The sequence below is a fragment of the Rhodococcus sp. KBW08 genome, from assembly GCF_003852455.1.
In the GTDB taxonomy this organism is placed as follows: Bacteria; Actinomycetota; Actinomycetes; order Mycobacteriales; family Mycobacteriaceae; genus Rhodococcus_F; species Rhodococcus_F baikonurensis.
Genome location: NZ_QAJJ01000005.1, coordinates 434465 through 451876, shown reverse-complemented (window position 1 = coordinate 451876; position 17412 = coordinate 434465). Strand labels below are relative to the sequence as shown.

Sequence of the window (17412 nt, the reverse complement as noted above, 5' to 3'; positions counted from 1 at the left end):
AATCTGTCCATGAACCGACTCGACTACCGAAGCAGGAATGGACAGATGGCCACCGAACCGCACGCTCTCGATGCGATCGACCGCCGCATCATCGCCGAACTGGTCGCAGACAGTCGCATCTCCATGCGTGCACTGGCCGAGAAGGCGCACATATCTCGCGCTCACGCCTACGTCCGCATCGAAAGGCTCGAGGACGCCGGAATCATCACCGGATTCACGACGCGGATCGCCCACGAGAGGGCCGGACTCGGCTCCTCGGCGTACGTGGCACTTTCGATCAGGCAGCACTCGTGGCGAGGTCTGGCGGCGTCGTTGAAGGCACTGCCGTTTGTCGAGCATTTCTCCCTCCTCGGCGGCGACTTCGACGTTCTGGTGTTGGTTCGAGCCCCGGACAACCACGAACTACGCCACACCGTTCTCGAAGAACTCCAGGGACTCGACGGGGTTCTCTCGACCAAAACGTGGCTGATCTTCGAAGAAGGCAACGGTCCAGGACCCAACTGGCTGCCCGGCTGATCCGTCTATAGTCGCCGTTAGCAGTTGCACACGGGAGGTGACTCGAATGACCCTGTACGGCCTGGGAATCGGTTGGCGTCCCGAGGTATCCGGAATCATCGCGCAGCTAGACGGCCTGGCATTCTGCGAAGTCATTGCCGAATCCATCGGAAACGGGATACCGCCGCACCTCGGTTCGCTGGGAGTTCCGGTGATCCCGCACGGAATCTCGCTCTCCCTTGGCGGGGCCGAGGCGGTAGATCAGGCACGGATCGATCACCTTGCGCATGCAGCCCAGCTACTGGACGCCCCCTTGGCGAGCGAGCACATCGCCTTCGTGCGTGCAGGCGGCATCGAGGCCGGGCACCTGCTCCCACTGCCACGCACCTACGAAGCCATCGACGTCTTGGCACGCAACATCACTCGCACTCAGGACGGTCTACCGGTGCCGTTTGCCGTCGAAAACGTTGCCGCCCTTTTCGACTGGCCCGACGACGAGTTGACCGAAGGGGAGTTTCTCTCGGAGATCGTCGAGCGCACTGGAGCCCTGCTGGTTCTCGACATCGCGAACGTCTACGCCAATGCTCTCAACCGAGGGCGTGATCCCTGGGCCGAGCTGAGCCGGCTACCACTCGAACGAATCGCGTACTGCCACATCGCCGGTGGCAGTATCAGCGACAGCAAATACCACGACACGCATACCGATCCGGTGCCCGAAGCAGTGCTGGAACTTCTTGCGCAATTCACCGCCGCCGGTCACCGTCCCGCGATCATGCTCGAGCGCGACGGAAACTACCCGCCGGCACTGGAATTGCTCGACGAGCTCGATGCCATCGCCGACGCAGCGGGTCTGGATCGCATCACCGCGGGCACCGATTGGTCACGCACATGAGCACGCTCGGTGAGCGTCAAGAGGCGCTGATTCGGGCACTGGTGGCAGGCGGCGAACTACCCGAAGGCTTCGACACAGACGATGCCGCCGTTGTCTCGGCGGCACTGCTCCGAAAGCGCGCAGGAGAAGTGGCGCACCACCTTCCGGTCGTGCGCCACACTCTCGGCGATCGGTATCTTCGATTGTTCACAGCGTGGGCAGACGGACGGCCGAAGACGACTTCACACGCGGACGCCCAGGCCTTTGTCGCCCACCTCCAGGACATCGGCGAACTGCCTCGCCCGCCCTGGTATCAGAGGTTTCGAAAGCTCTCACGCAAGTGAGACAACAGCTTCGCTGGTGTACATGAGGAACGTCATCGATTCCTGGAAATACAGCTCGACGGAGTTCGCATCGTGCGAGAGATAGCCGATGGACAGGTCCTGGCCCAGATGCAGTTCGTAGTCGCCGCCACGGGTCGAGAGCAGGAAAGCGCCGTCGATGGCCGGGGCCCAGATGATCTCGCCGTCGAGGACGCGTCGCAGGTGCTCGCGGATCGGGTAGCCGTGATCGGAGGTCTCGTTGATCGCGGTGAACGCGTCGGCGTTCAGGAGCAGTGAGTACGGTCCGTTGACACCGGCCAGTCGCAGCGACGTGATCGCCTGGCTGATGGCTTCCGGGTAGTCCTTGGCGTCGACGGGGAGCTTCAGTTCCGGGTTGGAACCGCTGGCCCGCACGCCGGTGATGCTGGCTGCGGGGTATCCCTCGAAGATGGCGCGATCCTCGGCGAACGCGATCTGCTTGGCCGCGTCCTTGACGGGCTGCCAGTCGGAGTCCTTGGCGCCGCGTTCGACGTCGTCGATGGCCTGACGGCTGACGGTGAAGGGGACCCGCAGTTCGATGATCGGCTGCGACTGACGAGCGTGTGCGATGACGCCGTCGGCCAAGGGATTGATCGGCACCTGATGCCCGAGTGGGATGGCCGCGAGATCGTCACCCGACGGTCCCTCCACATCCACGACACGACGACCGGCGACGTGACGCTTGAAGGTGCGGCTGGCCTCTTCTTCGATCTCGGCCCAGGCTGCTGCCGAAATGGGTGCTAGGTCGCGGTGCAGGTTTGTCATTGCTGGGCACTCCTTTTGAGGCTGCCGATTCCGAGAGAACCGTCAGAGATGGGCGCTGTGAACGTCGCTTCGGGAACGAGCCTGGTCGGCAGGTCCGGGGGATCGTCGAGAAAGTCCGCCGTCGGAACGAAGAAATTGATTCCGGTGACGGCCGTCGAGAAATCGAGAATGCGGTCGTAGTTGCCGACGGGATTCCCGATGAACATGTTGGTGAGCATCTGCTCGGTCACCGTCGGCGACGCCGAGTAACCGATGAAGTAGGTTCCCATTTCAGCGGAGCCGACGTGGCCGAACGGCATGTTGTCGCGCAGGATCTGGATCTGCTCACCGGATTCGTCCTCGATGACGGTGAGTGCGGTGTGCGAGTTGGCCGGTTTGGTGTCGTCGTCCATCTCGAGGTCTTCGAGCTTGGAGCGCCCGATCACGTTCTCCTGCTCCTCGACGGGCAGGGAATTCCACTCCGACATGTCGTGGAGGTACTTCTGGACGATGACGTAACTGCTGCCCGCGAAGTCCGGATCCTCGTCACCGACGGTGACCGCGACGTATGCGGCCTGCCCGGACGGGTTCTCGGTGCCGTCGACAAAACCCATGAGGTCGCGTTGCTCGAAGTACTTGAACCCGTGGACCTCGTCGATCACCGACGCGGCGCCGGCCAACCTGTTGGTCACGACCGTGGCGAACTCGAAGCACAGGTCCATCTGACGGGCCCGGATGTGGAACAACAGATCGCCCGGTGTGCGGGGAGCGTGGTGTTTGTCACCGGTCAACTCGATGAACGGGTGCAATTCCGCCGGGCGCGGTCCGTCGAAAAGCCGGTCCCATGCGTCCGAACCGATGCCGACGACGGCAGCCAAGCCACCTGCGGGAACCCGGAATCCGATCGAGCGCTGCAGCCCGGAAATATCCGCCAGAACGTCGTGAACTGCCTGCTCACCACCCTCGTCGATGGTGAAAACCAGGAAGATCGCAGCTTCCGTGAGCGGGGTCAGCAACGGCTGCGGTATCGCGGGAAGGGCCACCTCGGCCTCGTCGATCTCACTCGTTTCCGCCATGCAGACCAGTATGGACGATTCCGGCAGTCCCGGCATCAGTAGTGGGTAAGTCGCGTCAGGGTGTCGCGTTACGGGGTTGCCGCCTGGGCGCCCGCGTCGAAGCCGGCCGGAATCTCGAAGATCTTTCCGTCGAATCCGGCGCGGTAGAGATGCCCGGCCGCGAAACCGGAATTGCCACGCCCGTAGGTCAACACGCTCGACGCTTGCAGTCCGCTGGTGAGCGAGCAGTACTGGCCGGGCCCGTCGATCCGCCACACCTCACCACTGATGTCCGTGGGGACAATCGCGCGATCGCGCGAATCCAAGGTCAAACCATCTGGGGCAGAGAAGGTTTCGAGACCGCCGAGATCGACCAACGATTCCGAATACCCCGGATTGTCCACGGAGATGCGGCTGACGCCCGGGTTTGCGAACGTGCGCGACACGTAGAGCCAGCGATTATCGGCACTCAGGGCGGCGCCGTTTGCACTCGGGAAGGTTGCCCACGCCGGGTCGACGGCACCGCCTGGGCTGACCTTTCCGATCAGCGAACCGAAATCGTTGGTGGCATAAATCGTTCCGTCGTGCGCGACGGCGAGGCCGTTTGCAGCGCTCAGACCACCGGCTATAGGTGTCACGGCACCGGAGTTCACGTCCACCCGAGCGACCGACGCAGCCCGCGTCAGATCGCCGATCAGCACGCCGGCGTTTGCTCCGGTTCCCACCAGCAGTGAACCGTCCGAGCTCCACGCCAGCGCGCCCGCACCGCCGGGAACCGTCGCGATCGGAACTGCAGCCTGACCAGGCGCGTCGACGCGGAAGATTCGCCCACTCACCAGGTCTGTCGTGTACAGGCGCCCCTGCCCGTCCACCGTGACACCCTCGAGAGCTGCGCCCGGAATCTGAACGCTGAGGACGGCGGGGGACGATCCGGGGCAGGGCGCCGCGGCGGCGGCACCGGACACACCTAGAGCCAGAAGCGAACCGGCAACAAGAGCACCGGTGACACCTACCCGAATACTGCGATCGAAGATCCTGGTGCGCATCTGCGCAACGCTAGACCTTCTGCCCGATTTCGCCTAGAGAGACCGAAGGAAAGAGATCAAAAGTTCATTGACCTCGGCAGCACGTTCCTGTTGGACGAAGTGCCCCGCGCCACTGAGGAGGTGCACACCCCGCAGGTCGGGGACGGTGTCCTTCATCCGTTCCAGCGCCTTGGGGCCGCTCATCGCGATGACCGGATCTTCGGCTCCCGCGACGAAGAGCGTCGGGACGCCGATGTGCGCGCCGTCCAGATCCGCACTGCGTTCCCAGTTGGCGTCGTACGCCCGGTACCAGTTCAAGCCACCTGTGAAACCTGTTGCCGTAAAGGATTTTACATAGACGTCCAGATCGCCCTCGGTGAGCCACGACCACGGCAATGCAGGCGCCTCGGGAAGTACGTCGAGGTAGCCGTTTCCTTCGGACGGATTCTTCCAGACGTCGAGGTACCGGCAAGCCCCGGACAAGGCATGGAAGAGCCGTTGAAGGAATTCACGTGGACGGGCGTCGAGTTCGCGCTCCGCGACACCCGGTTCCTGGAAATAGTGAATGTGCAGAAAGTGCTTGCGCGCCATGCCGGCGTAGATCGTCGACGGCTTGGCCGGGAACCGGTCGGGCGCATAGGGGACCGCCAACGAGACCAGTCCCGCAACACGATCGGGGTGGCGCAGAGCAGTGGTCCACGCGACCGGCGCGCCGAAATCGTGACCGACGAATACCGCCTTGTCGATTCCGAGAGCATCGAGTAGGTCGATCAGCCGGTTCGCGACGGCATCGTTGGTGTAGTTCTCGATCGCGTCGGGGCGGGTAGTGCCGCCGTAACCGGGCATGTCGAGCGCAATCGCTCGAAAGCCGGCTTCCGCCAACGCCGCCGACTGATGGCGATAGCTGTATCCGAGGCCGGGAAAGCCGTGGCACATAACCACGGCTGTCCCAGAACCGGAATCGTCGATCTGCCAACGGAATCCGTCGACGTCGATCGTCTTCACCGTCATATCAGGCGGTGATCATGTCTTCCTGGTTCCAGAATGCGCGCATCGACAGGATCTTGCCGTCGTCGTCGAAAGTCATGACGTCGATGGGTGCGATGGTCAGCGTCTGCTCGCCGAGCTTGGTGATCAGCGAGAAGTGGAATGCCGCTTCGTTTCCGGCGATGCGGAGGGTGTGAAGGTGAGCTTCCTGGTCGAAGTTCTCGATCACGGAGTAGAACTCGAGAATGGACTCGCGAGTGGTGCGCACGTCGGTGCCAACCGGGTCTTCGACCGTTGCACCCTCGGCGTACAGGGCCACAACCTGTGCGGCAGTGCCCGTGGCAACTGTCTCGATGTAGGCGTCGACGGTCTTGCGGATTACCTCTGCGGACGGTGCCATGGTCTACCCCTCGTAGTTAGAACAGGTTCTAATTCTGAGGATAACCTACGTCTCTGATCCACGGGTCAGGTTTCGAGCACCTTGCGCAGGCGGGCCTTCTTCCGGTTCTCCCGCACGATCCAGACGACATCGGCGTCGTCCGACGCCTCCAGGGAGACGAATGCCGACAGTGCATTCTTCGGGTCCGCTGCGACCGCGACGCTCCAGCAGTATCCGAGCGCCTGCCGGAGAGTGCGTGTGTCGGCTTCACGACGGGCATCAGCCGGTTGCGAGACAATCCATTCGGTAGCGTCTCGGCACACCTGAACGGCCAGCGCAGCGTTGGTCTTGTCCTTCAGCAACCGCGGCTCGCAGATCCCGGCGGCTGCTGCGCGCAGCGTCAATGGATGGGCGGAACGTGCCCACTGCTCGATGATCGCCCGCAACAATTCCGGATCCGTGTCACCGATCGCCTGAACGGCCATCGCGGCAGCTTCACGTGCACGCCACGACGCACTGGTGGTCGCCGCCGTCAGACTGACCAGAACAGCCTCGTCGCGTGAACGAACAAGGATGAATCCGAGCCCGACGATCCCGCAGCAGCGGATGTATTCGTCTTCGGACTCCACCGCCTGCAGGATGTCGTCACTGTCGGCGCCGCGCGCGAACTCGAGCATGAGCGCGAGATTCGCGCGCGGGCCGGGCAATCCTGAACGCTCCTGCAGATAACTCCACAGTTCATCGCCGTCCAGATCCGCGAACGTCATGGGGAGTCCTACTTTCTCGAGTGCGGGCGCACCCATCATCTCACCGAAGCCCACTCACGACGGGAGTTCGAAGCTCACTTGCTTCCGTCGACGCGCATAGAGGAACCCGCCGACAAACGCGAGCATCAGCACCCCGGTCATCACTACTGCCAGTACGTTGCCACCCAGAAGAAGCGGGAGGTTTCCGGCAATGGCGATCGCAAATCCGATGAGTCCGACGAGCCCCAGGCTCGGGGCAAGTTTGGTGTGCCAGAAGCGCTGATCGACCTTCGTACGATGAAAGAAGACGAGAACTGCAAGGCACGTGAGCAACATGAGAGCCACGATCCCCACCGTTGCGACACCGGCGAACCACGCGAAGATCTGTGTCACCGGATCCAGACCGATGGCGATGCAAGCGCCGAGAAGCACCAGAGCACAGCAGGACTGCACCACAGACGCGATGTGCGGCGAACCATGCACGCGGTGCGTACGCCCACCTGCACCTGGCAGAACGCCGGTGTTCGACAGAACAAAGATGTACCTGGCCAAGACATTGTGGAGAGACAAAACTGCGGCAAAGAGACTGGACACCAACAGAATTTGAATCAGATGGGCCGTCACCGATCCGGCAAAGTCGGTGGCAGTGGTGATCAACATGCCGTCGGGGTCGGTGCCCGCAATGTCCACGGCACCCGTATCACCCCAAGCCGTCACGACCGCCCAACTGGAGAGAGCATAGAAGCCTCCGATGAGGATCAAGGCAGCGTACGTCGCTCGTGGGATCGTCCGCGCCGGATCCTTCGCCTCGTCGCGGAAGATCGCCGTCGACTCGAAGCCGATGTAACCGGCAAGCGCGAATACCAATGCGACGCCGGGGGATCCGGAGAAGATTTCCGACGGAGAGAACATTGCCGTCGACGGGCCTTCGGGACCACCGTCGGCGATGATGAAAGCGTCGAGGACGACGACGATCCCGACCTCTGCGATCAACAGGATGCCGAGCACCTTGCCCGACAATTCGATATGACGAAATCCGAGGACTGCGACCAGAGCCAACGAGGCGAGCGAGAAGATCCACCACGGCACCTCCGGACCACCGTACGAGGTGATCAACGAACTCATTGCCGGGCCGAGGTAGCCGTAAACGGCCAATTGCACTGTGCTGTAACTGACAAGCGCCAACATCGCACTGCCAACGCCGGCACCACGGCCGAGACCATGTCCGATGTAGAGATAGAACGCGCCGGTTCCCGGGATGTAACGCGACATCGCGGTGAATCCGACTGCGAAGAGCAGAAGCACACCGGTTGTCACGGCGAAGGTCATCGGGAAGCCTGCACCGTTACCCCCGGAAATGCCCAGCGGCACAAGCCCACTGATCACAGTCAGGGGAGCGGCCGCCGCAACGACCATAAGGACTATCGAACCGGTACCCAGCGAGCCTCGAAGAGTTCGGTCATCGCCGGATGCATCGCGTGAAGCATTGACGGAAGTATGGGTCATACCGGCGATGTTAGAACCATTGAAGTGGGTTCGGGACCCAATTCACAAAACTTTTACTTGCGAAAAACGGGACGAACCGTCCGTTCGTCGCGCTCCCGTCAGCCTTCTTCCTGCAGCGCCAAGCGTTTGAGCTCGTCTTTTGCGTGCAGAATGTGACGTTCCATCGCTTCCGCCGCGCGAGCGCTGTCGCCCCGCTTGATCGCCTCGAAGATCTCCTTGTGCTCCACCCTCGAAGCCTCGACCTGGTCTTCGAATACGAGATGATCGACGGGGACGAACATTTCGCCGCGAGCCTCGACCACAGCGGCCTCCAACCTGCTATTTCCCGCCGCTCTGGCGATACCGCCGTGGAACCTGGCGTCACAAGCCCGGAACGATCCCCGACTTCCGGAAACCCCCAATTGCTCAATGGATTCGAGCAACTCGAGAAGATGACGATCGGTTCGCCGGACCGCCGCGAGGCTCGCCGTGCGCATTTCCAACCCGATACGGAGGTCGACGATCTCGTCGATATCTGCCTCTCGCGCTTTCAACTGGCCAACCCAGTCTTCATAAGGCCTGGTCAACTCCGAAACGAACGATCCGCCGGTGGCTCCTCGCCGAACCTCGATGTATCCCATCGCCTGAAGGATTCGGATCGCTTCTCGCACACTGACTCGACCGACTTCGAGTTGCTGAGACAGTTCACGCTCGGACGGCAGGCGATCACCGGGGCTGAGCGCGCCGCTGTGAATGAGCAGTCGCAAGCGTCGAGCGATATCCTCCCCCAACGTCGGTGCACTGACCATGAATTCAATGGCCGGCAGCTTGTCGATCTGCACGTCTCGTACCCCCTACTCGGTGCCTGGACCGACTCTTACGCTTCGTCTTGACCTACGAAATCGAACGCTCCCATTCGCAACTGTCCTTGAATAGATACAGCAGCGCGCGGCACTTCGAACCCGTTACCCCAACTTTACAAGCCAAACTCTAGCGAAAAGCCATTCAATGGTTCTATGCTCGCTCCTATGACCCAATTCACGATGACGGCGGAGGCACTCCCCGCCATGCCCCTGATCGGAGTCACCGGCCGGGTCGACCGCGGCGGGCCGTCACTACCCAACGTCGTCGGCGACGCGTTGATGGAAATGTTCTTCACCGATTTTCCCTCGAAAATCCGCGCGGCCGGTGGTCAACCGATCCTGCTGAGTATCCACAGTGATCCGCGCCGAATCGTCGAGCATCTCGACGCCCTCGTACTCAGCGGTGGTTCCGACGTGGACCCCAGGCGATACGGGCGCACCCCCGGACCAAACTCCTCGATGATCGACCCCGCTCGGGACGAATTCGAGTTCTCCCTGGTCGATGCGGCCTGGGAAATCGGACTGCCGATCCTGGGTGTGTGTCGAGGACACCAGGTCGTCAACGTCGCGCGCGGGGGCACACTGATTGCCGACCTTCCGACCGACGCCGGTGAGGCACACAGTTTCTTCGGTTACCCGCGTTCGTACCGACCGCAACACGTCGCTCTGGAATCCGGTTCCGTCCCACACAGTCTGTTCGGCAACAGCATTCACGTGAACAGCCTTCACCACCAAGCCGTGGACGCCCCGGGGAACGGCCTTCGGATCGTCGGACGCGCGCTCGACGGCGTCGCCGAAGCCATCCAGGCCGACGATCGCCCCGTGGTGGGCGTGCAGTGGCACCCCGAATTCTTCGTCGACATCGACCCGCTCTTCTCGTGGCTCGTCGACGCTGCAACCTCTCACCAGACCGATCCTTCACGCCAGACCGATCCTTACAGAATGGAAGACAACAATGTCACGTACGCATGAGAACAAGGTCGCCCTCATCACCGGTGCAGGTTCCGGAATCGGCCGCGGTATCGCACTGCGCCTTGCCTCCGATGGTGCCCGCGTCGCGGTCGTTGACCTTCACATCGAAAGTGCAAAAGAGACCGTCGCACTGATCGAATCACAGTACGGCACACCCGCGCTCGCTCTCGAGGCCGACGTGCGCGACCGCGCCGCCGTGAGCGCCGCTTTCGAGGCCACCGTCGCCGAATGGGGACGCTTCGACTACCTCGTCAACAATGCCGGTCTGATCACGATGAGTTCTCTGGAGAACCTCACCGACGAAGAGTGGGATCTTGTCCTCGACGTCAATCTCAAGGGCATGTTCATCGTCACGCAGATCGCCACCCCGTACTTCCGCGACGGCAACAGCGGCGCTGTGGTGAACTTGTCGACGGTGGAAGCGGACGTCGTCGTGTCCTCTCAGGGCTTCGCCCAGGTCCACTACAACGCGTCGAAGGGTGGAGTGAAGATGCTGACGAAGGCTCTGGCCGTCGAACTCTCGCGGTACAACGTACGGGTCAACGCAATCGCCCCGGGCCCGGTCCCCACCGCCTTCCTACCCGGCATAGACGTCTCCTCCGGCGAAGTTCTCGACTTCATGAAGTCCAGGCTCCTGGTGCCGCGCGTCGGACGCCCCGAGGACATGGGTGCTGCAGTCTCCTTCCTCCTGTCCGACGACGCCTCCTACATCAGTGGAGTCCAGCTGCCCGTCGACGGCGGATGGCTCGCCCGATGAAAGGCCGGCTCACCACAGCCGAGCTGGCCGAGTCCGACATCGACACCGTCCTCATCGCCGGTATCGACCTCTACGGACGATTGATCGGCAAGCGGGTCCCGACGCGAATTTTCCTCGGGAATATCGACGAGGGCCTGCATGTGTGCACCTGCGTATATGCCTGGGATGCCAACCAGCGCATGGACAAACTGGTTGTCGACTACGCCGGCGGGCACACCGGCTGGCACGACTTCCGCTTGCGCCCTGATCTGGGAACACTACGACGCGCGTCGTGGCTGGAGTCCACTGCCATCGTCATCGCCGACTCGGTAGACGAACACACCGGCGAGCTGGTCCCGATCGCACCGCGCACGATCCTGCGCAAACAGATCGACAAGCTCGAATCCGACGGTCACACCGTCTATGCGGCAACGGAACTCGAGTTCCACCTCTATCGGGGTACCCCCGATACGTTGAGGCGAAGCGGCTATCGGGATCTCGAACCCACCACCCTGGTACCCTCGGACTACACCATCACCGCCGGCAATGCGATGGAACCCTTCTTCCGCAAGGTACGAACCGCCCTGGAGGAGAGCGCAATTCCCGTCGAGGTCTCTCAGGTCGAGTACGGGCTGGGCCAGTGGGAGATCAACCTCGAATACGGAACGGCTCTCGAGATGGCCGACCGCCATGTGCTCTTCAAGCAGGTGGTCCACGATGTCGCGGCGGCGGAAGGGCTCACTGCGACCTTCATGGCACGCCCGAGCACCGACGGCATGGGCTCGTCGTGTCATATTCACGCGTCCATGCGTAGCGACGACACCTTCCCGTTCCACGACGAAAACGCAGAAAACACGGCGAGTACCGAACTGCTGCACGCGGTCGGCGGCGTTCTCGAACATTGCCCGGAACTCATGCTGTTCTACACGCCGACCATCAACTCGATGCGCCGGACCCGAGCCAGTCACGATTTCTCGGGGAACGGCTTGACCTGGGGTTTCGATAACAGGACGACTACCTGCCGACTCATTACCGGGGCGCCGTCCGCCAACCGTCTCGAAATGAGACTGCCAGGGGCGGACGCAAATCCATATCTCGCACTGGCCGCAGTCTTGGCATCGATGAACGACGGTCTGACACGAAAGCTCGATCCCGGCGCACCGGTACGACGCGACGGGTACAGCGACACGGACACACTCGAGAAGGTGAAGCAGCAACCGCTGCCCAGCACACTCGACGAGGCGGCGCGTGCGCTCGAAGCCAGTGAGTTCGCACTCGCGGCGTTCGGCGCCGAGGTCGTGTCGCACTACGCGGCTGTCGCCAAGGACGAATGGGATTCCTTCATGTCCGCGGTCACCGACTGGGAACGCGAACGCTACCTCGACAACATCTGACCTACACACGATTTCGCCACGAAGGACAGTCATGACCACTTCATGCTCACTCGTGCCCCAGAACAACACGATCGACGGAAACGTCGAACCACCAGCTGTCGAACTCGGCCAATTTCTCACCGATCCCGACACCGGAGAGAAACTGCAAGCCCAACTCTCGTCTTCCGCCGATCAGGTGGAGAGGGCAATCACCGCCGCGACAGAACTCCATCGATCGGGTGTCTGGACCCGTCGATCGGTAGCCGACCGAGTGCTCTTACTCGAGAGAACTGCCGAACTTGTCGAGGAACGAACAACGGCGATCGCTCGTGAGGACTCGAAGAACAACGGTCTTCCGCTTTCGATCAGCACACTGTTCGCGAGCGGACTTCCCGATCTGTTCCGTAGTGCTGCAAAGCATCTGGAGGACTCCTCGGGGTTCGAGCAGTTGGCGTCGGGCGCACAATTACATCGTCTGGCTTGGGGCCCGACCGCTGTGATCGCACCGTGGAATGCACCGAGCTTCATCACCGCGAAGAAGACCGCATTCGCATTGGCCGCGGGCGCTCCTGTCATCGCCAAGCCCTCCAACTGGGCTCCGTCAGGCCCCAATGTGCTCGCCGAGGCGATCTCGCGTGCCATTGCCGAACTCGACGCACCGAAAGCTCTGTTTCAACTCGTTCACGGCGGCGGGGACGTCGGGCATCTACTGGCCGCCGATCGACGAATCCGAGCACTGGCGTTCACCGGCGGCCGAGCAGCCGGCAGTTCCATCGCCGCTGCGGCCTCGGCCGACTTCAAGGCGCTTCAACTCGAACTCGGCAGCAACAATCCCGTGATCGTCCGCGCCGACGCCGATATCGATCTGACTGCGACCGCACTCGTCGACGGGTTCACCAAACTCAACGGGCAATGGTGTGAGAGTCCGGGAAGCGTCTTCGTGCCACCGCACCTTCACGACCGTCTTGTCGACGCAATACTCGACCGCACGGCCGAAATCGTGCTCGGGCGAACCGGTGACGACAACACTACGATGGGTCCGCAGGCGAACGAGCCTCAACTGCAACGAATGCGCGCGACTGTCGACTTCCTCCACGGCGTGGGCGGCACAGCTGTCTCGAGCACTCCTGTGCCGGACCTTTCCGGATGGTTCTTCCCTCCGACAGTGGTGCACGGGATCTCGTCGGAGCACACCAAGTCGGAGACCTTCGGACCGATCCTGACCGTGCACCGCGCGTCAACCGACGAGCAGGCACTGCTCGAGGCGAACGCTCTCGATACCGGCCTGGCCGGTTACGTGTTCGGTGCGGACGTCGACGCCGCTCGTGAACTTGCGACCCGGATCGAGTGCGGCGAGAACAAGATCAACAGCACCAGTCTCCTGGACCTCGACGATCACTCGACCCAGAGTTTCTGGGGCGGAAGCGGTATCGGCGCACACGGCGACAAAGAGCTTCTCGACTTCTTCCGGGGATCGCGAATCGTCGGTGTCGATGCGCCCGGACTGCCTCTCTGAGCCGAAAGAGGTCGTGGGAATGGGTGAACCGACACGGGTTGGCACCATGGTCGTCGAATGCCATGACACCGCAGCAGTTCTCGCCCGTATTTCTTCGCTGGGGTGGAAGCTCGGCGTCGAGGTCGTCAGTCTGTCGACGTGGGTGTCCGTGACATCGCCGGGAGTCAGCGGGATGTCGATCGCATACAGTTGCCCGGCAACGATTTCCGACGCCATGTTGATCAAGCGTCTCAACAAGATCGTCGGGATAGTTCGAATCAAGACGGACCACGGTCCGTTCGTTCCGGTGACACCACAGGTCGGCCTACACGTCACCGCGACTTTCCAACGCGTCGATCCAGTCGCGCTCGTGGCGTACCGGCACGGCGCAACCGTGTGCAGTCAGGCGAACAACGTTCTGTCGGTTCAACTCACCACTACCCGATCGATCGCGGACACATTCGTCTCTGATCTGGCACAAGTTGCAGAGCGTCCGCTGCGGGGTGAGATCTCGCTGCAGAAGATTCATCTTGCATGACGTCGAGGTGCGACCATGGAGACGTGCGGCTACGGGCGTTGGCTCGTAGCCGCAGGTCATCGCATGATCAGTGAGCCGGAAGGAGGGACGTCTCCTGCGCCGCGCCGTCCTCCGCACCGATCTGGACGATATTTCGCGGCAGGAACACAGCTGCGATCGCGCCGAGAACCGCTGCAGCAGCACCGATCAGGAACGCGATGCGCATGCCCTCGTCGGTGTAGAACACAGCACCCTCCATCGCCATCGCGATGTGCGAGTTCAAGACCGTGAAAGCGATGACAGGAAGCACCGCGGGGAAGATGCTCTGGAAGACCGCAACCATGCTCGCCGTGGTTGCCTGCAACTGCGGCGGCACTGCTTCGATGAGCAGGTTCGGGATGGAGGCGTAGCCCATACCCATACCGACGCCGAATATTCCGGCAAAGATGATGAGCAGCGGCTTGTTGTCGTGAATGGTAGCCGTCAAGGTGAATCCGACTGCCATGAGGATCATTCCGATGATCATCAGCAAGCGCGGCCGGATGTTGCGGCCCACGAGGAAGCCCACGATCAAACCACCGACCACCACCATGCCACCCAGCGGCGCCTGGAAGATCGCGAATCCTTCTGCCGTGACACCGAATCCGTATCCCAGGCCGAGAACTGCGGGGGTCATCACCATCATCGGCAGCAGAATCGTGAAGACTCCCGACGCGCCGTAGCAGAACCCGGCTCCGACGGCGGTGAGCATCACCGAACGCTTGCCGAAGTAGCGCAGGTCGATCAAGGGTTCACGGATGGCCCGGGCAGAGGCAACCCACGCCACCAGCAGTGCGACGCCGCCGATCAGATAGGCCAGTGTCGAGCCGTTCTTCCAGCCCCAGGTCGGTCCGAAGCTGACGCCGATCAGAATTCCGGCGATGCCTGATCCGAGCAGTACCGCACCGATCAGATCCAGCGAAGAGCGCAGTCGCACAGCTGATTCCGCCGTCGAAGCGAAAATCATGCCACCGAGCAGAACCAAACCGATGACGAAGAACCAGAAGATGCTCCGGAACCCGTGGTTGTCGATCAACCAACCAGTGAGGAACGGTGCCGGAATAGCGATCAGGCCCATGCCGGAGGTTGCAATACTGACAGCCAGCGCAACGGTTTTCGGCGGAAAGACATCTCGAATGAGGGAGTAGCTCAGGAAGAGACAGGGAACGAGCAGACCAGTCAGGGACCGGCCCAGAATCAAGACGGCATAGCTCGGCGCAATCGCCGAAATGAAGGATCCGACTGCCGCGCCGGCGACCGCCAGGAGCAGGACTTTCCGCTTGCCGTACATGTCGGCGAGCTTGCCGAGCAGAGGAGACGCGACCGCGCCCAGCAGCAGGAACGACGTGAGCAGCCAAGCTCCCTGCGTCGTTTGATAATGCACCGAGATGGCGGGCAGCGCAGTGGAAATCATCATGTAGCTCACCGCGAGCATTTCGAGAAGTAGAACGATCGACGCCAGCGAGAACACCAGTCGCGGAGTCCACCGCTCCGGCATCGACGTCGATTCGGGCAGACTGGGAGACGAACCGTCGCTGTGGACATGAGACGCCATGGCTGAAGAATCCTTTCGGGACACCTGCGAATTCGATTGACCCCCTGCCGAATACCGTCGGCCGGGGCCTTGCGGGGAAGTGCAGTGGAACGACAGCTACCACTCACGGCAACGTGTTACCTGCATCACAGCCCTCACGTCGAACACGCGCTACAGAATGTTCCGCGGAGCGGGACAATCAGGACAAGGTCTGATTGTCGCCACGAACTCCTGCCCGTGGATTATGAGCAAAGGCAACGATTTTCAGGCGACACTCGACATGCGCGAATTGCTACTGCTCACCGGTGGGATTCGCAGAGAGGTCGAATGCATAGGCGTCGAGATTCTTCCGGTGACATCGATCATTGCGATTCACCATCCGACGTACGGACGTCGCCGAAAGTCGGCATACCGATCTGATCTATGCGCAAGAGAATGAGATTGGGATTCTGCGTTCATGGCCGAAATGCATTGATATCGACCTCGGACACCTCCGCCCCACCTATGCTGTCGAGCGCCCTGCTCTCGGCTCGATATGACAACTCTGCGTACTGGATGCTCCACATGAACCGCGCCGATCGCATTTCTTGAACTCAGCTGTCCTCATCCGTTTCCTGGAAGCTGCTGGCAATGTCGTAGAGGCTCCGGCCACCTCGCAGCCACACGCCCGGCCCCGAAAGGACGCGTGGCTTCGATTGCGTTGCCTGTTCGACGATGTGCTTTCCAAGTCCCGTCAGCGACCATGATGTACCGTCCGGTTCCGCACACCAACGCAGCACTTTGGTTGGAGCGTCAATCCATTCGGCACGCCCACGATTCTTGTCTTCCGAAATCCAGCGTGCGACATCCTCACGAACGGCAGAATTGACTGATGTGCCTAGATCAAGAGTGAGAAGTTCACCAGGTTCGATGAGCCCATATTGCTGAATGATGTGAACCGATTTCTTGTTGCGCCGACGTTCGACGATTTCCATCGTCACATGGTCCACGGCTTCTGGCGGAATGCCCGCCGTAAGGATTCTCGTCTCGATTCCCTCAGCCGGGAACTCGCACCGAAATGTCAGGCACAACTGTTGTGTCTCTTCGGTTTCCGAGCAATCGATTGCGAAGAGCGTTGCCGTGTGAATTTCGATGTCGAGTGCCGTCGGCGCAAGTTCTGTAAGCCATTTGACGGTCGTGTAAACCTGCGGATGGAAACTCTCGGCGATGAGTACGATTTTGGGGCGCGTGAGGAGGTCAGGAGTCCATTCTCCCTCTCCAACCACCACCGAACGCAACCTATTCAGCGCTTCGGCGCTGGTGATCGTCGGTGTGTTTTCAAGTTTCTGCTGGTTGCACCAGTCCGCGTGCGCTTCGGCAAGCGTATCCATGGTGAATGACGCGACCATCGCGGCGTACGTGAGCGCCTGCAGATGAATCTTGCTGTCGGACCCGCGCTTCAATTCGGCGACGATGAGTTGACCAGATGGGTCAAGAGCAAGCACATCGAGGCGGGACTTTTCACGATCGCCAGACGGTAGTGCCCACTTGTCATACTGGGTCGCGACTATCTGCACACCCGCGCCGAGAACCTCGGGGTTAGCGACTACCCAGCGCTCCAAATCGGATTCCACTAGGTTGTGGCGCTTGAGAGTGGACTGACCGAATGGGCGGGCATTTTGTCCGTCGATGCGGAACACCTTGGCAGCACTGAGCACACTTGATCCATTTCTGTAACCACCGACTGAATGTAAC

At 61.5% G+C, this 17412-nt stretch carries 18 protein-coding genes; 8 read left to right on the top strand and 10 right to left on the bottom strand.

Features of this window, described 5'->3' with window-relative positions; translation table 11 throughout:
• Nucleotides 1-45: 45 nt before the first annotated feature.
• Genes DBV08_RS07595 through DBV08_RS07585 form a run of 3 tightly spaced genes read left to right on the top strand, consistent with a single transcriptional unit; the run spans nucleotide 46 to nucleotide 1710 of the window.
• The gene (locus DBV08_RS07595; RefSeq protein WP_260395347.1) at nucleotides 46-516 is read left to right on the top strand and encodes an Lrp/AsnC family transcriptional regulator; all 471 of its coding nucleotides are present in this window, start codon (nucleotides 46-48) and stop codon (nucleotides 514-516) included.
• A gap of 46 nt (nucleotides 517-562) precedes the next feature.
• Nucleotides 563-1387 (top strand): DUF692 domain-containing protein, encoded by an 825-nt coding sequence (locus DBV08_RS07590; RefSeq protein ID WP_124567012.1) that lies wholly within the window; start codon nucleotides 563-565, stop codon nucleotides 1385-1387.
• The gene (locus DBV08_RS07585; protein WP_124567011.1) at nucleotides 1384-1710 is read left to right on the top strand and encodes a hypothetical protein; all 327 of its coding nucleotides are present in this window, start codon (nucleotides 1384-1386) and stop codon (nucleotides 1708-1710) included. Before DBV08_RS07590 ends, DBV08_RS07585 begins: the two co-directional genes overlap by 4 nt.
• Here DBV08_RS07585 and DBV08_RS07580 read toward each other — a convergent pair.
• The 8 genes from DBV08_RS07580 to DBV08_RS07545 all read right to left on the bottom strand — a co-directional run bounded on the left by DBV08_RS07580 (nucleotide 1699) and on the right by DBV08_RS07545 (nucleotide 8991).
• Nucleotides 1699-2493, bottom strand: coding sequence for a family 1 encapsulin nanocompartment shell protein (locus tag DBV08_RS07580; protein ID WP_095973453.1), 795 nt, complete (start codon nucleotides 2491-2493; stop codon nucleotides 1699-1701). The genes DBV08_RS07585 and DBV08_RS07580 overlap by 12 nt on opposite strands.
• Nucleotides 2490-3548 (bottom strand): Dyp-type peroxidase, encoded by a 1059-nt coding sequence (locus DBV08_RS07575; protein ID WP_124567010.1) that lies wholly within the window; start codon nucleotides 3546-3548, stop codon nucleotides 2490-2492. The genes DBV08_RS07580 and DBV08_RS07575 overlap by 4 nt, the downstream gene beginning before the upstream one ends.
• A 68-nt stretch (nucleotides 3549-3616) precedes the next feature.
• Nucleotides 3617-4573, bottom strand: coding sequence for an SMP-30/gluconolactonase/LRE family protein (locus DBV08_RS07570; protein ID WP_124567009.1), 957 nt, complete (start codon nucleotides 4571-4573; stop codon nucleotides 3617-3619).
• Nucleotides 4574-4606: 33 nt separating this feature from the next.
• Nucleotides 4607-5563 (bottom strand): alpha/beta fold hydrolase, encoded by a 957-nt coding sequence (locus DBV08_RS07565; protein WP_124567008.1) that lies wholly within the window; start codon nucleotides 5561-5563, stop codon nucleotides 4607-4609.
• Nucleotide 5564: 1 nt separating this feature from the next.
• Nucleotides 5565-5939, bottom strand: a complete 375-nt coding sequence (locus DBV08_RS07560) for a nuclear transport factor 2 family protein (RefSeq protein WP_095973457.1) — start codon at nucleotides 5937-5939, stop codon at nucleotides 5565-5567.
• Nucleotides 5940-6004: 65 nt separating this feature from the next.
• On the bottom strand, nucleotides 6005-6685 hold the full coding sequence (locus DBV08_RS07555; protein ID WP_124567007.1) for a hypothetical protein: 681 nt from the start codon (nucleotides 6683-6685) through the stop codon (nucleotides 6005-6007).
• A gap of 54 nt (nucleotides 6686-6739) precedes the next feature.
• Complete coding sequence (locus DBV08_RS07550) at nucleotides 6740-8170, bottom strand: APC family permease (RefSeq protein ID WP_234036904.1); 1431 nt, start codon at nucleotides 8168-8170, stop codon at nucleotides 6740-6742.
• A 98-nt stretch (nucleotides 8171-8268) separates the two neighbouring features.
• Nucleotides 8269-8991: a FadR/GntR family transcriptional regulator gene (locus DBV08_RS07545; protein ID WP_007729085.1), complete on the bottom strand. Its 723-nt coding sequence runs from the start codon at nucleotides 8989-8991 to the stop codon at nucleotides 8269-8271.
• A 186-nt stretch (nucleotides 8992-9177) separates the two neighbouring features.
• Between DBV08_RS07545 and DBV08_RS07540 the strand changes: the two genes are divergently transcribed.
• The 5 genes from DBV08_RS07540 to DBV08_RS07520 are packed head-to-tail and all read left to right on the top strand — an operon-like array spanning nucleotide 9178 to nucleotide 14126.
• Nucleotides 9178-9984 carry a gamma-glutamyl-gamma-aminobutyrate hydrolase family protein gene (locus DBV08_RS07540; protein WP_234036905.1) on the top strand — a complete coding sequence of 269 codons (807 nt, stop codon included), beginning with the start codon at nucleotides 9178-9180 and terminating at the stop codon, nucleotides 9982-9984.
• On the top strand, nucleotides 9968-10741 hold the full coding sequence (locus tag DBV08_RS07535) for an SDR family NAD(P)-dependent oxidoreductase (protein WP_021332597.1): 774 nt from the start codon (nucleotides 9968-9970) through the stop codon (nucleotides 10739-10741). The genes DBV08_RS07540 and DBV08_RS07535 overlap by 17 nt, the downstream gene beginning before the upstream one ends.
• Nucleotides 10738-12114, top strand: coding sequence for a glutamine synthetase family protein (locus tag DBV08_RS07530; protein WP_124567005.1), 1377 nt, complete (start codon nucleotides 10738-10740; stop codon nucleotides 12112-12114). The genes DBV08_RS07535 and DBV08_RS07530 overlap by 4 nt, the downstream gene beginning before the upstream one ends.
• A 31-nt stretch (nucleotides 12115-12145) precedes the next feature.
• On the top strand, nucleotides 12146-13609 hold the full coding sequence (locus DBV08_RS07525) for an aldehyde dehydrogenase (RefSeq protein WP_095973461.1): 1464 nt from the start codon (nucleotides 12146-12148) through the stop codon (nucleotides 13607-13609).
• A 19-nt stretch (nucleotides 13610-13628) separates the two neighbouring features.
• Complete coding sequence (locus tag DBV08_RS07520) at nucleotides 13629-14126, top strand: hypothetical protein (protein WP_124567004.1); 498 nt, start codon at nucleotides 13629-13631, stop codon at nucleotides 14124-14126.
• Nucleotides 14127-14193: 67 nt separating this feature from the next.
• On the opposite strand, the gene DBV08_RS07515 is transcribed toward DBV08_RS07520, so the two are convergent.
• Entirely contained in the window at nucleotides 14194-15642 is a 1449-nt protein-coding gene (locus tag DBV08_RS07515; RefSeq protein ID WP_185564507.1) for an MFS transporter, read from the bottom strand.
• A gap of 629 nt (nucleotides 15643-16271) precedes the next feature.
• On the bottom strand, nucleotides 16272-17375 hold the full coding sequence (locus DBV08_RS07510) for a DNA-binding protein (protein WP_124567002.1): 1104 nt from the start codon (nucleotides 17373-17375) through the stop codon (nucleotides 16272-16274).
• Between the last annotated feature and the right edge of the window lie 37 nt (nucleotides 17376-17412).

What these genes read in the sequence shown, in the direction of transcription:
- DBV08_RS07595 (WP_260395347.1), top strand. Translation starts at nt 46, where the DNA reads ATGGCCACCGAACCGCACGCTCTCGATGCGATCGACCGCCGCATCATC.
- DBV08_RS07590 (WP_124567012.1), top strand. Translation starts at nt 563, where the DNA reads ATGACCCTGTACGGCCTGGGAATCGGTTGGCGTCCCGAGGTATCCGGA.
- DBV08_RS07585 (WP_124567011.1), top strand. Translation starts at nt 1,384, where the DNA reads ATGAGCACGCTCGGTGAGCGTCAAGAGGCGCTGATTCGGGCACTGGTG.
- DBV08_RS07580 (WP_095973453.1), bottom strand. Translation starts at nt 2,493, where the DNA reads ATGACAAACCTGCACCGCGACCTAGCACCCATTTCGGCAGCAGCCTGG.
- DBV08_RS07575 (WP_124567010.1), bottom strand. Translation starts at nt 3,548, where the DNA reads ATGGCGGAAACGAGTGAGATCGACGAGGCCGAGGTGGCCCTTCCCGCG.
- DBV08_RS07570 (WP_124567009.1), bottom strand. Translation starts at nt 4,573, where the DNA reads ATGCGCACCAGGATCTTCGATCGCAGTATTCGGGTAGGTGTCACCGGT.
- DBV08_RS07565 (WP_124567008.1), bottom strand. Translation starts at nt 5,563, where the DNA reads ATGACGGTGAAGACGATCGACGTCGACGGATTCCGTTGGCAGATCGAC.
- DBV08_RS07560 (WP_095973457.1), bottom strand. Translation starts at nt 5,939, where the DNA reads ATGGCACCGTCCGCAGAGGTAATCCGCAAGACCGTCGACGCCTACATC.
- DBV08_RS07555 (WP_124567007.1), bottom strand. Translation starts at nt 6,685, where the DNA reads ATGACGTTCGCGGATCTGGACGGCGATGAACTGTGGAGTTATCTGCAG.
- DBV08_RS07550 (WP_234036904.1), bottom strand. Translation starts at nt 8,170, where the DNA reads ATGACCCATACTTCCGTCAATGCTTCACGCGATGCATCCGGCGATGAC.
- DBV08_RS07540 (WP_234036905.1), top strand. Translation starts at nt 9,178, where the DNA reads ATGACCCAATTCACGATGACGGCGGAGGCACTCCCCGCCATGCCCCTG.
- DBV08_RS07535 (WP_021332597.1), top strand. Translation starts at nt 9,968, where the DNA reads ATGTCACGTACGCATGAGAACAAGGTCGCCCTCATCACCGGTGCAGGT.
- DBV08_RS07530 (WP_124567005.1), top strand. Translation starts at nt 10,738, where the DNA reads ATGAAAGGCCGGCTCACCACAGCCGAGCTGGCCGAGTCCGACATCGAC.
- DBV08_RS07525 (WP_095973461.1), top strand. Translation starts at nt 12,146, where the DNA reads ATGACCACTTCATGCTCACTCGTGCCCCAGAACAACACGATCGACGGA.
- DBV08_RS07520 (WP_124567004.1), top strand. Translation starts at nt 13,629, where the DNA reads ATGGGTGAACCGACACGGGTTGGCACCATGGTCGTCGAATGCCATGAC.
- DBV08_RS07515 (WP_185564507.1), bottom strand. Translation starts at nt 15,642, where the DNA reads ATGCCGGAGCGGTGGACTCCGCGACTGGTGTTCTCGCTGGCGTCGATC.